Consider the following 14,428-nt stretch of genomic DNA (forward strand, 5'->3'; position numbering starts at 1 on the left):
ATGAATACTAGGGGTAAGTCTAAAAAGAAAATTAAGGAAAATGATAATCCTTTTTTAAATTTAAATGCTAATGCTAAAGAAAATGATGAGCTTGCAAATGCATCTATAAAAACTATAGCAAACAGTGTTATTATTACAGAAAGCGATAATAAGAGAATAGACAGAAGCAGGAAAGAAGAATCATCAGAAATAATAGATCCTTTACGCAAAGATTGGCTTTATTATACCAGATCTCCTTTAATGGATAATTACAGGGATAATCTTTATAGGGAGTATTATAGTTTATCGGTGTTATTATCTTTAAGGGGCGACAGTAATAATGAAAGGACTTTGGGGCTTTCTTTAAAATTAATAGACTTGGAAAATAAAAAAGAATACAGAGTAGGAGAGCTTGAGAATTTCTTATTTTCATGCGTTATTGGAGATAAACAAAATATTGAAGATATTGAAAGAGTAATAGAGCTTGAAGATTTCAGCAAGACAGAGGCTAGATTAATAAGATTTTTAAATAATTTGTATTCAGAGGCTAAACAAATACAGGAAAATGGTAAATTATGGTTTAAAGATTATAATGCTTATCAGTGTCTTATGCTTTTAAAAGATGTGCCGAATATAAGGCTTGAAAGCAGAGTTATAACATTCAGCGATGATATTTTAAATTTACAGTTGGAAAGCTACTATAACGAAGAAAAAGATTTAGTGCTTAATCTTAGTATAAAAGATGTTGATTTAAATAGAGTATATACATTCGGAGAGAATTGTGATTTTATACTTTATAAAGATATTTTCTATGAAACTAATCCTTCATACCCTAAAATCAAAAAGAATATTTTTAAAGACAGTATAATAGTAAAAAAAGATTATATAAAAGATTTCTGTTCAAGGGTGCTTCCTAATCTTAAAAAAGACTTTGATAATATAGAGCTTCCTGAAGATATAAAAGAAAATGATATATTGGCTTTTCCAGCTCAGGCATTGGTATTTTTGGATTATGACGGCACTAATGTATTTTCTACTATAAAGTTTAAATATGGTTCTTTTACTGTTGACCCTTATTCCGGAAAGTTTACAAGCAGCAATATGTTTGACAATGAGGTTACAGAGATTTACAGAGATAATGAAAAGGAAGAATATTTCTGCAGAACATTATCTAAATATTTGGAGAAAGTCGGAGATTATACTTTTGCTACTTCAGATGATGAGAAGATATTTTATTTATGCTACAAAATACTTCCTGCACTTCAGGACAGGGGCTGGACTTGTTATTATAGTGAATCTTTCAAATCATTAAAATTGAATGTTAAGCCTCTTAAAATGAGAGTTTCTTTAACTAAAGATATTAACTTCTTTGAGATTAATTTTTCTTTTGAAGGTGTTAAAGAGCTTCATGATTTATCTGAAATTGTAAGGGCTGTAAAAGTAGAAAATAAAGAATATATAAGGCTTCAAAACGGTTCATTTGTACCTATAGATTTGGAAGTAATTGATTATATAGCTAAGATGTTTAAAGAAAATCCTATAGAACAAAAAGAGGATAATAGATACTTGCTTCCTATGTTCAGTGCTCCTTATTTTGCAGATATGCTTGAGAAACATAGCGGTATAGAGCTTGATTTGGACGATAATGCTGTGGATACTATAGCAAATATAAAAAGGGTTGAGTATGATGAGACACCTCCTAAAGATATAGTCGGAGAGTTTAGAAGCTATCAGTTAGTAGGTTATAAATGGCTTAGAAAATTAGCTGATATGTCATTAAATGGAATACTTGCAGATGACATGGGGCTTGGCAAAAGTTTTCAGACTATAGCTACAATACTAAAAGAAAAAGAAAATGGAAATAAACTTACTTCTTTAGTTGTTGCTCCTACTTCATGCGTTGCTAATTGGGAATGCGAGATTAAAAAATTTGCTCCTTCTCTTGAAGTAATAGTATTATCAGGCAATTTAAAAACAAGAATGAAAAAGATAAAAGCTGTAAGTAATTATGATGTTGCGGTGATATCGTATTCTACATTAAGACGAGATGTAAAAGCATTGAGTGAAAATGAGTTTAACTATCTCATACTAGATGAGGCTCAGCATATAAAAAATGCCAATACTCAGAATGCAAAAATGGTTAAAAGTTTAAAATCGTTAAAAAGACTTGCTTTAAGCGGTACGCCTATAGAAAACAGTATAAGCGAGATGTGGTCAATGTTTGATTTTCTTATGCCTGGATTTTTGGGCAAGCATAAGGATTTTGTTGAAGATTATGAAGCTCCTATACTTGCAGGGTTGGACAGTTCAAGCGAGGCTTTGGATAATTTAAAGACAAGAATAGCACCTTTCATATTAAGAAGATTAAAAACTGATGTACTTACAGATTTGCCTCCTAAACATACCGTTGTAAGCTACTGCGATTTAACTAAAGATCAAAAAGAACTTTATATGTCTATACTTGAAGCGGCAAGAATAGAAATATTTGAAACGGTAAAAAGAAAAGGTTTTGCTCAGTCTCATATAGAAATATTTTCAGCATTAACAAGATTAAGACAGGTTTGCTGCCACCCAAGATTAATGCATGAAGATTTACGAGGCGAGAGTCATACAAGCGGCAAGTTTAATATGTTTATAGAGATGATTAAAGAAGCTATTTCAGGCGGACATAGTGTATTGGTATTCAGCTCATTTACTAGAATGCTTAATCTCATGCGTATTGCTTTTAAGAAATTGGGAATAGATTATTTTTATTTGGACGGCTCTACAAAGGACAGAATGGATTTAGTTCATAGATTCAATGCCGGAGAAGCACCTATATTCTTACTTAGCCTTAAAGCAGCAGGAACAGGACTCACCTTAACACAGGCTGATACTGTGATGCATTATGATTTATGGTGGAATCCAGCAGTAGAAGATCAAGCAACAGACAGAGCATACAGAATAGGACAGAAACGCGTTGTAACTAATTATAAGCTCATCACAAGAGGCACCATAGAAGAGAAGATATTAGAACTTCAGAATAAAAAGCGTTTATTGATTGATACTGTAGTGGGCGATTCTATGGGCGACATAAATAAATTAAGCTGGGAGGAAGTGAAGAATCTGATAAATTAATAATAATTTTGAATTTTTTATATAATATAGTATAATATAGTATAATATAGTAAAGAATTACATATTATATTTAATAGAGGCATATTATGAAAGCTCTGCCGCTTCCCCAAGGTTGGAAAGAATTTAAATTAAAAGATATTTTAGCTAATGAAAAATATTCGATGAAAAGAGGACCTTTTGGTAGCTCTTTAAAGAAAGAATTTTTTGTGAAAGAAGGGATAAAAGTTTTTGAACAATATAATCCAATTAATAATGATCCTTATTGGTGTAGATATAGAATTACAAAAGAAAAATACAATGAATTATCAGCATTTAAATGTAAAGCAGGAGATTTTTTAGTTAGTTGTTCAGGAACTTTAGGAAAAATAATATTACTTCCTGATGATGTTGAAGAAGGGATTATAAATCAAGCTTTATTAAAAATAAAATTAAATAATAATATTATAGATAATAAATATTTTCTAAATTTATTTCAAAGTAAAATATTTCAAGATAAAATATACAGTGATGCTAGAGGTGGTGCTATACAAAATGTAGCTTCAATAGATGAAATAAAATTAATACATTTTATATTGCCGCCCCTAGACGAACAAAAGCGTATAGCGGAAGTTTTGTCATTATGCGACGATGTTATAGAGAACCTTACTAAACTAATAGAGAAGAAAGAGCTTTATAAGAAAGGCGTAATGCAGAGAGTGCTAAGCGGTGAAGTTCGTTTCAAGGGTTTTAAAGATGAATGGCAGACTGTGAGGCTTGGGGATATTCTTTCATATGAACAACCTAATAATTATATAGTTAAAAGCGATGAATATAATGACAGATATGAATGTCCTGTTTTGACAGCTGGAAAAACTTTTATACTTGGTTATACAGATGAAAAAATTGGCATATACAATAAACTTCCGGTCATAATTTTTGATGATTTTACTACAGAAACAAAATATGTTAATTTCCCTTTTAAAGTAAAATCTTCAGCAATTAAAATACTTAGCTCAAATAAATATAATTTAAAACTAATATATGAATTAATAAAAATGATTAAATTCAATGCTGAAGCTCATAAAAGATATTGGATTTCTGAATATCAATATTTGGAGATAAAAATTCCAAAATCTATTGAAGAACAGCAAAAAATTGCGGGGCTGCTTTCGGTTATAGACGAAGAGATTGACAATCTTAAAAAGCAGTTGGAGCTTCGCAAACAGCAGAAGAAAGGGCTTATGCAGAGGCTTCTAACCGGTGAGGTGAGGATTTAAAGTTTTGAATATAATTGTATAATGAAAAGTACGATGCCGTACCTACAGTGGACTATCCGAAATATTAAGAAATACGGTGCGGATCGCCGCTACGGCAAGTAGTTTTTGTAAAAAAGAAGACAAAAAACAATTTTATTATTAGACTTGTTTCAAAACTCAAATTTTTAATATTTATAGTTTTTTAATTTAATATTTTTTTGATTATAGTTGGGGCTTTGCCCACCGCTCTGCGTGCTTACGCAAAACCCACACTTCTTTTGGATGCTGTCCGCCAGTGGCGTGGCACATACGAAGTACGCCTTCGGCGAGAAGCAAAAAGACTGCATATTTATATACTAAAACAATAATTTATAAAACATATCAAACATTATTTTGTAAATTATAAAATTACGAAATTTTCATATGTAATCTTGTCAAGTAGTTTTGAAACAAGTCTATTGTTATGTTCTCCGAAACCTATAAATGTATTCCAGCTAAAGCTGTAATACGGTTTCGGCTCACTATTATATTATTTAGGGATTACTTTTTATTTATATGTTTGCATTATAGAATGTTATATCTTTTTATTTTAATATTTTGTTGTATAATGAAGAGTAATCAGCCGAACTTACATTGTACTATCTTAAAAGTTAAACGATACCGTGCTACTTGGTGTGCGGTAACGGTTCCTAGGCTTATGAAATTATAAAGAATATTATATTTTTTTCTTGATAATTTTAAAACATATTATAGAATACTTAAAGGTTATAAAATATTAAAAAGGAGTTTATTATGTCCATAATAAAAGAGGATATTATTAAATTGTTAAATGTGCAGTTAAATAAAGAATTATATTCTGCTAGTTTTTATTTTAATATGGCAGGTTGGTGCGATAAGAAAAGCTTGAAAGGATGCAGCAGCTTTTTATACGGACACTATAAAGAAGAATTAGAGCATTTTGAAAAATTTAGAGATTTTATAAATAAAGTTGGCGGACAGGCAGTTATAAATGATATGCAGGCTCCTCAAAGCGAATTTAATTCTGTAGAGCATTTGTTTGAAACTGTATTAAAACATGAAGAATATATAACTTCATGCATAAATGAGTTAGTAGGAAAAGCTATGGATAATAAAGATTATATTACATCTAGATTCTTAGATTGGTTTATACAAGAACAGCTTGAAGAAGAAGAATTATTCAATGATATTATGGAAAAAATTAAAATGCTCGGCGACGGTAATTTAAATGGCAGAAACCTTTATACATTTGATAAGGCTATGAATACTTTGAATACTGAAAAGCATTCAGGCGGACTCGATATAAATGTACAATAATAATTAATAATAATAATAAAGAGAGGGTATATGTTTAGTAAATTTCTTAATATTTTCAAAAAACAGGATAATACAAATACTATGCCCTCTGCTCCTGTAACTGCTGAGAATTTTTTTAATTATGATAAATCAAACCCTTATGAGATTCGTGCTGTTAATCTCACTAAATATTATGGAAAGCGTAAGATAATAGGCGATATTTCTTATAATGTGAAGCAGGGCGAGGTTGTAGGGCTTTTAGGACCTAATGGGGCTGGAAAGACTACTAGTTTCTATATCACTGTAGGATTCGTTACAGCAACTGCAGGAAATGTATATCTCAATGATCTTGATATTACAAAACTTCACATGCATGAAAGAGCCATTTTAGGAATAGGATATTTACCTCAGGAGGCTTCTATTTTTCGTAAGATGTCTGTTGAGGATAATCTGCTTAGCATATTGGAATATAACAAAGCATTGTCTGCTAAGGATAGAATGGCTATAACAGATATGCTTCTTGAAGAGTTTAATATTACGCATGTACGAAAACAGAATGGCTATACTCTTTCAGGAGGTGAGAGAAGAAGATGCGAAATAGCAAGAGCTTTGACTGTTAATCCTAAATTTATATTATTAGATGAACCTTTTGCCGGAGTTGACCCTATTGCTGTTATAGATATACAGAACATCATAGCTTCTTTAAAAGAAAAGGGATTAGGAATACTGATTACCGACCACAATGTACGCGAAACTTTAAGAATTACTGATAGGGCGTACATAATGGGTAACGGACAAATATTGGTAAAAGGCACTCCTGAAGAAATAATCAATAATCCATTAGCCCGTAAAGTTTATTTGGGTGAATCTTTCACTATGTGATTTTTGTTTTCTATATAAAAAAAGGAGCTTATTAAAGCCCATATTTTATTATTTTTATTATTTTCAATTATAATCAATTAATTATATAATTTACTGCTTCTATAAATGTATTAAATGAATTCTCTGTCATATAGTATCTGTTATTATCATTATGGCTTACTATTTCATAGTTATTGTCATCGAGTTTATTTAATACTTCATAGGATACATTACCATTCAAAGCCTGTATATTGATTTTATATAATGATGCGTTTTTACTTGTATTAGCATTAGTTATTAAACCGTCAGCATTTAAATTTGCCAAAGTAAATATGCTTGTATAAACATCATTTGCTTTTACAGTATTATTATTCCAATTTTTTATCCAAGTATTATTAGTATCATTAGTATTTTTTGCCAATGTATATGAATTATTATTGTATTCTATAGTTATCTGTTCTATATCATCATTTCTCACTTGAGATATAGTTTTGTTTATAAGGTCATTTTCTGTTTTATCGAATATATCTTTAGGATTTGAAGGAGTATTTCCAAGAAGATATATATTATTGTCATTATTTATTTTGGCATATACGCTATTTCCGAAAGTGGATTTCATACCAAATTTTATATTTCTTACTTCTTTCGATGAGCTGTCTAATGCTGAAACTGTTAATGCTTCTTCATCTGTTAATTTATATTTTGAAATGCTGTTATCATCTCCCCTTGAAACTATTTCTATAGGCTGTATAGTACTCAAGGCATTTCTAATTGTATCTACCAAATTATTATCAGCATTATATTTATCATTTATAGTCCATTTATTATCATTGTATTTTATAGATATAGTTTCATTTGCTCCTCTTTTTATAGTTATTTCAGATATATTTGAGTTTATTTTTTTTAATTCGGGAAGTGAATATCCTCTGTTTTTCATAAATGTTACAGCAATTAATATTATTATTAAAATTACAATTATAGATGATAATGTTATATATTTTTTAGTTATATTCATATTTTTATTACCTTTTTATATTTTTATTAATATATATAACTATTTAATTATAAAAATAGTAAATAGTTATATTATTGGTTTTTCTTATTCATATTAAGAACATTTAAATAATTTTCTAATATTAAAGCAGCTGCAATTAAATCATTAGCTTTATCTTTAACTTTTTTCTTTTTTCCTCTTAATATAAAATCTGCCTCTTTTGAAGTACCGTATTCATCAACAAATACAATATCAACTTTCACACTTTTTAAAAGAAACTCAGAAAATCTTCTTATTTCAGAGCACCATTCGCTTTCTTTTCCTTCATCAGATAAAGGCAGACCAAAAACAACAGTATCAATATTTTTTTCTTCTATTATATCAATCAATGCCCGTTTTACTTTTCTAGCATTGCTTTCTTCTATGAGCCTGCATGGAAAAGGAATTTTTATATCCATATCCATAAAAGCAGTTCCTGTTTTTTTTCTTCCGAAGTCAACACCTAGTATCATAATTTAATCTTCTTATTATTAATCTTCTTCTATAGTGATAATGTCGTATTTTTTGAAATCATGCACTCCTGATTTAATATAGGCATTATCTATATTTCTAATGCTGTCTGTCTCTACAAATTCATTTTCTTCTGTTTTTATAAATAGTTTAAATCTATTATCATTATGTTTTATAAAATCTCTGCCTATATATATTAAATCATCTCCTTTTTTTATAGTGTTATATACAGTAATTTTTGCATATTCCTCACTGTCATCAGAAATCATACCCATAAGTCTTCTGCCTTTGAGATATCCTTTGAGAGTAGGTTTTATATTATCCCTACCGAAATAGAATCCTGTATCTCTTTCTCTTCTGCTTATAGTTTCAAGCTCTTTCAAATAACTTGCAATAGGTTCTTTTTTTATAGCTTCAGGATATGAATCATAACCGATTCTTTCAAGCAGATCTAATAACATTCTATAAACTCTAACTGTATTAGCTACATAGTATACGCTTTTCATTCTGCCTTCTATTTTTATAGAATCAATACCGGCTTTCTGAAGTAAATGCAGATATTCAGCCATCTGTAAATCTCTGCTGCTTAATATTGTAGAATGATTTTCTCCTTCTTCAATTTCCATAAACTCTCCGGGTCTTGTTTTTTCTTCTATATATGTTTTGAAATTCCATCTGCAAACCTGAGAGCATTCTCCTCCGTTGGCATCTCTATTATTTAAGAAATTTGATAACAAACATCTTCCGGAATATGACATACATACAGCCCCATGAACAAAACTTTCTAATTCTAAATCAGTATTCGCCCTAATCTCTTTTATTTCATCTAAAGAAAGTTCTCTAGCTAATATTATTCTGCTGGCTCCTAAACTTTCATACATTTTGCAAGAATAACTATTTGTAACAGAAGCCTGAGTGCTTATATGAATATTAGCTTCCGGTATTGTTTCTTTTACTATACCTAATACTCCTAAATCAGACACTATAAATGCATCTATATTTAAATTTTGTATTTCTTTTAAATATGCTTTTAAATTATTTTTATCATATTCATGCAGGAAAGCATTTAAAGTTAAATACATTTTTTTATTTAATTTTTTAGCTAACTGTGCACATTCAGCAAGTTCATCTATAGTTGTATTTTTGCTTTGATGTCTCAAATTAAATAATGCTCCGCCTATATATGCAGCATCAGCTCCATAATGATATGCTACTTCTAATTTTTCTTTATTTCCAGCAGGTGCTAAAAGTTCCATTTTTACATCCTATTATTTTTAATGCGGTTTATTTTATATCAAAATTGCCAAAAAGTATATATTTAATTTTTATTATTATTGTATAATTATTTATGAAAGTTTAATAAAATATATTTTTACATTTTTTTATATTTTTGTATTATTTTATATAAGTTTGAATTTTTTATATGAAAAGGAGTTAATATGATAATAGGATTTATTGGTGCCGGAGCTATGGGCGGAGCTTTAATAGAAGGCTTTATCAAATCCGGAATAGAGTATACCAATATTGTAGCAAGCGTAAAAACTATGGAGAAGAAAGATTATCTTGAAAAGAATCTAGGAATAAAAGTTTATACTGATAATAGAAAAGCAGCCAGCGAGGCAGATGTTTTATTTTTAGCAGTTAAGCCTTATATGATACCAGCTGTTGCTGCTGAGATATCATCATCTATTAAGGTTGGTTCTACCATTATAAGTGTGGCGGCCTCTGTATCTAAAAAGGATTTATCAAGATATTTCAGCGGAAGCAGAATAGTGAGGATAATGCCTAATACACCTGTTAAAACATGTAATGGTTTTACATCTGTTGTTGAAACAGAAAATAAGGTTGTTGAGAATGGCGTTGTAGAATTGATGAAAAAAGTGGGAATGGTTAAGGTTATTAAGGAAGAAGAAATACATGCTTATAATGCTATGGCCGGCTGTTCTCCTGCTTTTATGTATATATTAATAGAGGCTATGAGCGATGCAGGAGTTGTTATGGGAATAGACAGAAAAACATCTATAGAAATGGCGGCACAGGTTTTTAAGGGAACGGGAGCTATGGTATTGGAATCAGGAAAGCATCCTGCTCAATTAAAAGATGGCGTATGCACTCCGGGGGGACTTACTATAAAGGGAGTTGAAGTTTTGGAAGAAAAAGGACTTAGAAGCGGTATTATAGAAAGTATTATTGCAAGCTATAATAAATCTATAGAAAGTGAAAAAAAGTAAAAATTGTAGTATAGAATGCCGTTTTTTTATAATCGTTTATTGATAAAAAATATAATTGTAATAATCAAATTAAAAAATTCTATTTGACTTTTTTAACTCAATTATTATAATATGAGTATAAGATACATGGAGAATACTATGGCTAAGAAGACAATTTTAGTTTTAGATGATGAAAAAAGCATTAGAACTCTTTTTGAAGAAGAGTTTAAAGATGAAGGATATGATGTTGTATCCACAGATAGCGGTGAGGAAGCTTTAGAAATGCTTGATAAAGGTACTCCTCATATTGATCTAATAACATTGGACATAAAAATGCCTAAAATGGACGGCTTAGATTTTTTGGCTAAGGTTAGAGAAAAACATAGAGAATTGCCTATCATAATATGTACAGCATATAACAATTATAGACATGAGTTTTCTGTTTGGAATGCTGACGGCTATATATTAAAATCAGGAAATCTTACAGAGATTAAAGATAAGATAAAAAGATTAATAGGTTGATATTTTTATGCCGCATATTCGTAAAGACCCTGTAACAAAACAGTCTGTAATTATTTCATCTGAGAGAACAGGAAGACCTAGTGATTATGTTAATTTAGATAAAAAGCATATAGTTAATTCTGAACTCAGTTGTCCTTTTTGCAGAGGGCATGAGATGAAAACTCCGGATCCTGTTTATACTGTTTATGCCGAACAAGAAGAAATTTGGCAGGTTAGAATTGTACCTAATAAATACCCTATAATATCTGAAACCCATAAAAATGAATTGCCTAAAGAAAATAAGCTTTTTCATGCCAGCAGTTCTAAGGGGTTTCATGATGTAATTATAGAACATCCTAATCATTATTTTAATTTTTACCATGCACAGACAGAAGATTTCTTTTATATTTTTAAAGCTGTTATGATGAGGCTTAAAGATTTAGGAAAAAATGAAGATATGATGTATAGTCTTTATTTTAAAAATTTCGGACCGGAGGCAGGAGCAAGTCTTTATCATTCACATTCTCAAATTATAACAACTCCTTTTATACCCGTTCAAATGTATGGTGAGATTAGCGGTGCTTTAGAATATTACACTGAAAATGAAAGATGCGTATACTGTGATATAATAAAAGAAGAAAAATCATTAAATGAAAGGGTAATATGCGAAAATGAAAACTTTATAGCTATATGTCCGTTTGCTTCAAGATCTCCGTATCAGATATATGTTATTCCTAAAGATCATGCAGACAGCATTATACATGTTTCTAGTTCTAATATTTTGGATTTTGCAAGTATATTGAAAGATATATTTGACAGATTATATAAACTTTTGGGTGAAATTAGTTTTAATTATGTGCTTCATACTCTTTTACCAACACTTGAAAATAAATATAAAAATTCAAGCCATTGGTTTTTAGATATAATGCCTAAAATGAGTAAATTGGCAGGATATGAATTAGGAAGCGGAGTGTTTATTAATTCTATTACTCCTGAAGATGCTGCCAATCAATTAAGAACTATATTATAATAATACTATATAATCTCTTGTAATAACAGCATCATAATTTTTATAGCCTAGTATTTTTAATATATCATCGGAGTGATGTCCTATTATTTTTTCTACATCATTAGAATTGTAATTAATTATTCCTCTAGCAAACTCATTTCCGTTTTCATCTATTATACTTACAATATCGCCTTTTTTGAAAGTATTAATTACTTTTGTTATTCCTATAGGAAGAAGGCTTGATTCTTTTTCTAAAACTGCCTTTTTAGCCCCAGCATTAACCATTAATTTACCTATTATTGTTGTGGCATAAGCAATCCATCTCTTTTTTGTTGAAAGCTCATCATGCTCTTCAACAGGATAGAATATTGTTTTATCTTTTGTTTCAAAAATATCATTAAGTACATTAGGTCTTTTGCCATTAGCTATGAATAATGCACATCCGGATCTTGTAACTATTTTAGCAGCCTGAAGTTTTGTTTTCATTCCGCCTCTTCCGCCTTTTGAAGCATCAAGTCCTAAATCTTCTATTTCCTTTGTAACTTCAAATACTTCATATATGAATTTAGCATTAGGATTGGTCTTAGGATTATCATCATAAAGCCCATTTATATCTGATAGTATTATAAGTAAATCCGCATCTAATTCGCTTGCTACCAAGGCAGAAAGTTTATCATTATCAGAAAAACTTATCTGAGTAACATCATATAATTGTTTAAGCTCATCGCTTGATACTGTATCATTTTCATTTATGATAGGTATAACTTTATATTTTAAAAGCATACTCAAAGTAGAATGCAAGTTTAAATACCTTCTTCTATTGGAGAAATCTTCTTCAGTTAGAAGTATTTGTGCAGTGATTATATCAAATTTTGAGAATCCGTCTTCATATATTGACATAAGCTGCGATTGTCCTATAGCGGCACAAGCCTGTTTTAAAGCTACTTCATCTAAATCTACAGCATTAATTTTTTTAGCACCTAATCCCACAGCTCCTGAAGTAACTATTAAAACTTCTTTACCCATTTTATGAAATTTGGCAATGGCTTCTATAAATGAATATATTCTAGCTAGAGATATATATCCATCATCATTTCTCAAAACATTAGTACCGAATTTGAATACTATTCTATTTATCTTGTTTAAATCTATACTTTTCATGCGAAGTATTATAAACTATATAATAAAAAAATAAAGATTTAATTTTTAATTATTTTTTAATAGTCTATTTATTTCCCCATACTCCTCCGAATTTAAAACTTAAACCTAAATAAAAATCATTATCTACAGTATAATGTCCGTTTTTTTCATTATAAGAAATAACCCCAACCTGATTTCTGTTTTCTAATTCATAATATTGATAATTATTTTTATATACAGGATCATAAGTGAATGTATCTGAAATCATTATTTTAAAGTCATCAGTTACATTAAAAGTTATTCTTAAGAACGCTCTGTATTTAAGCTGATAAATATCTTCGGCATCAGAAAATATATTATTATCATGTATGCCGAAATGAGCAGTTATATCAAATTTCCATAATCTTCTAGCCTCAAAAAATATGAATCCGCTCATACCATAATATGGCTGTCCGCCATTGAAGGTTTGTACCGAAAAATCTGTATAATATCCATTATTGAAATGAGGTGTATTTGTGTTCGCTGCTCCGGGAAAATATTCATTATTTACTCTTATACCATGTCTAAACCAAAAGCCTTCAATTCCTACTGTAAATCTTCCGTCTCTTCCATTCTTGAAATAGAAAAATGCATTAACACTGTCGCCCCATTCTTTAATAGGCTGAGAACCTATTTCTGTAACAATGCCTGCCACACCTGTATTAATATAATCATTACTGTATGAAACTTTAGCCATTAAGCCTTTAGATGAATTGGCATCAAGCCCCATTTCTCCATTGATTAAACCAACTCCAATAAAAACTCCAAAGAAATTGGCTTCTACCATTAAACCTGTATCATATCTTGGTATGAATTGTGTTTCATAACCTATAGGCATGTCTCTTGGTCCTGAAAGTACTGTTGCTCTATTGCTGCTTACAGTATGATAATAAAATAATGTAGGGAAGTATGATGTCATAGGTATATTTTTTGTATACGGCTCCAGAACTCCTGCTCTTATTCCTACATATTTAAAATTTATAAATATATTCATTTTAGAGAAATCAAAAACAGGAGGGGACATGTTTTGATAAAATCTTGCTTTATGTGATAATGGTTCATAGAATCTAGCATTGAATGCTGCTTCTATTGAGGCATATTTATATTCTTTTATGTAATGCAAGTCTCCGTATAATAAAACCCCTAATGTATCCTCATTTCCTGTCTGCTCTATTAAATCGCTCATTCTCCCATAAGCAACCATTTCTAAAGATGCTGATAATTGTCCGTATCTTTTTATATCATTGGTATTTGTAGTTTGAGAATATGCTTTAATATTTAGAGTAATTAACATAATATAAAAAATAGAGAAATAAAAAAAATTAATTTTACCAATTAAGTTTTTATAGAGTTTTTTATTATACTTATTCATAAAAGAATCTCCTTTTTTAAAATATTTAGATATATTAGTTTATATGTTATAATATATCAAGTAGTGAAATATGAAAATTATTATATTAATTGTTGTATATTTTTAAATATATACTATAATTTCATAAAAATATAATATAGTTAGAGG

General features: G+C 29.5%; 12 protein-coding genes. 7 read left to right on the forward strand and 5 right to left on the reverse strand.

What is annotated here, in order from left to right; translation table 11 throughout:
* From BHAMNSH16_RS12260 to lptB, 4 genes are all read left to right on the forward strand, one after another.
* The gene (locus BHAMNSH16_RS12260) at positions 1–3,096 is read left to right on the forward strand and encodes a DEAD/DEAH box helicase (protein WP_008730671.1); all 3,096 of its coding nucleotides are present in this window, start codon (positions 1–3) and stop codon (positions 3,094–3,096) included.
* A gap of 86 nt (positions 3,097–3,182) precedes the next feature.
* On the forward strand, positions 3,183–4,352 hold the full coding sequence (locus BHAMNSH16_RS12265; protein WP_008730670.1) for a restriction endonuclease subunit S: 1,170 nt from the start codon (positions 3,183–3,185) through the stop codon (positions 4,350–4,352).
* Between the two features lie 771 nt (positions 4,353–5,123).
* Positions 5,124–5,666 (forward strand): ferritin, encoded by a 543-nt coding sequence (locus BHAMNSH16_RS12270; protein WP_008727628.1) that lies wholly within the window; start codon positions 5,124–5,126, stop codon positions 5,664–5,666.
* 30 nt (positions 5,667–5,696) lie between these two features.
* Positions 5,697–6,527: an LPS export ABC transporter ATP-binding protein gene (gene lptB, locus BHAMNSH16_RS12275; protein WP_008727630.1), complete on the forward strand. Its 831-nt coding sequence runs from the start codon at positions 5,697–5,699 to the stop codon at positions 6,525–6,527.
* A gap of 73 nt (positions 6,528–6,600) precedes the next feature.
* Here lptB and BHAMNSH16_RS12280 read toward each other — a convergent pair whose 3' ends face one another.
* From BHAMNSH16_RS12280 to BHAMNSH16_RS12290, 3 genes are all read right to left on the reverse strand, one after another.
* Entirely contained in the window at positions 6,601–7,521 is a 921-nt protein-coding gene (locus tag BHAMNSH16_RS12280) for a DUF4340 domain-containing protein (protein ID WP_069731538.1), read from the reverse strand.
* 71 nt (positions 7,522–7,592) lie between these two features.
* Positions 7,593–8,012: a Holliday junction resolvase RuvX gene (ruvX, locus tag BHAMNSH16_RS12285; protein ID WP_008731804.1), complete on the reverse strand. Its 420-nt coding sequence runs from the start codon at positions 8,010–8,012 to the stop codon at positions 7,593–7,595.
* 18 nt (positions 8,013–8,030) lie between these two features.
* Positions 8,031–9,266 carry a peptidase U32 family protein gene (locus tag BHAMNSH16_RS12290; protein ID WP_069731539.1) on the reverse strand — a complete coding sequence of 412 codons (1,236 nt, stop codon included), beginning with the start codon at positions 9,264–9,266 and terminating at the stop codon, positions 8,031–8,033.
* 183 nt (positions 9,267–9,449) lie between these two features.
* Here BHAMNSH16_RS12290 and proC point away from each other — a divergent pair, with 183 nt between their 5' ends.
* The 3 genes from proC to galT all read left to right on the forward strand — a co-directional run bounded on the left by proC (position 9,450) and on the right by galT (position 11,751).
* Positions 9,450–10,241, forward strand: coding sequence for a pyrroline-5-carboxylate reductase (proC, locus tag BHAMNSH16_RS12295; protein ID WP_008731807.1), 792 nt, complete (start codon positions 9,450–9,452; stop codon positions 10,239–10,241).
* Between the two features lie 138 nt (positions 10,242–10,379).
* Positions 10,380–10,742, forward strand: a complete 363-nt coding sequence (locus BHAMNSH16_RS12300) for a response regulator (RefSeq protein ID WP_008724512.1) — start codon at positions 10,380–10,382, stop codon at positions 10,740–10,742.
* A gap of 7 nt (positions 10,743–10,749) precedes the next feature.
* Positions 10,750–11,751: a galactose-1-phosphate uridylyltransferase gene (gene galT / locus BHAMNSH16_RS12305; RefSeq protein WP_008731812.1), complete on the forward strand. Its 1,002-nt coding sequence runs from the start codon at positions 10,750–10,752 to the stop codon at positions 11,749–11,751.
* On the opposite strand, the gene proB is transcribed toward galT, so the two are convergent.
* Positions 11,746–12,891 (reverse strand): glutamate 5-kinase, encoded by a 1,146-nt coding sequence (proB, locus tag BHAMNSH16_RS12310; protein ID WP_008731814.1) that lies wholly within the window; start codon positions 12,889–12,891, stop codon positions 11,746–11,748. The genes galT and proB overlap by 6 nt on opposite strands.
* A 64-nt stretch (positions 12,892–12,955) precedes the next feature.
* On the reverse strand, positions 12,956–14,203 hold the full coding sequence (locus tag BHAMNSH16_RS12315; protein WP_008731815.1) for a hypothetical protein: 1,248 nt from the start codon (positions 14,201–14,203) through the stop codon (positions 12,956–12,958).
* Between the last annotated feature and the right edge of the window lie 225 nt (positions 14,204–14,428).

This window comes from Brachyspira hampsonii, from assembly GCF_002214805.1.
In the GTDB taxonomy this organism is placed as follows: domain Bacteria; phylum Spirochaetota; class Brachyspiria; order Brachyspirales; family Brachyspiraceae; genus Brachyspira; species Brachyspira hampsonii.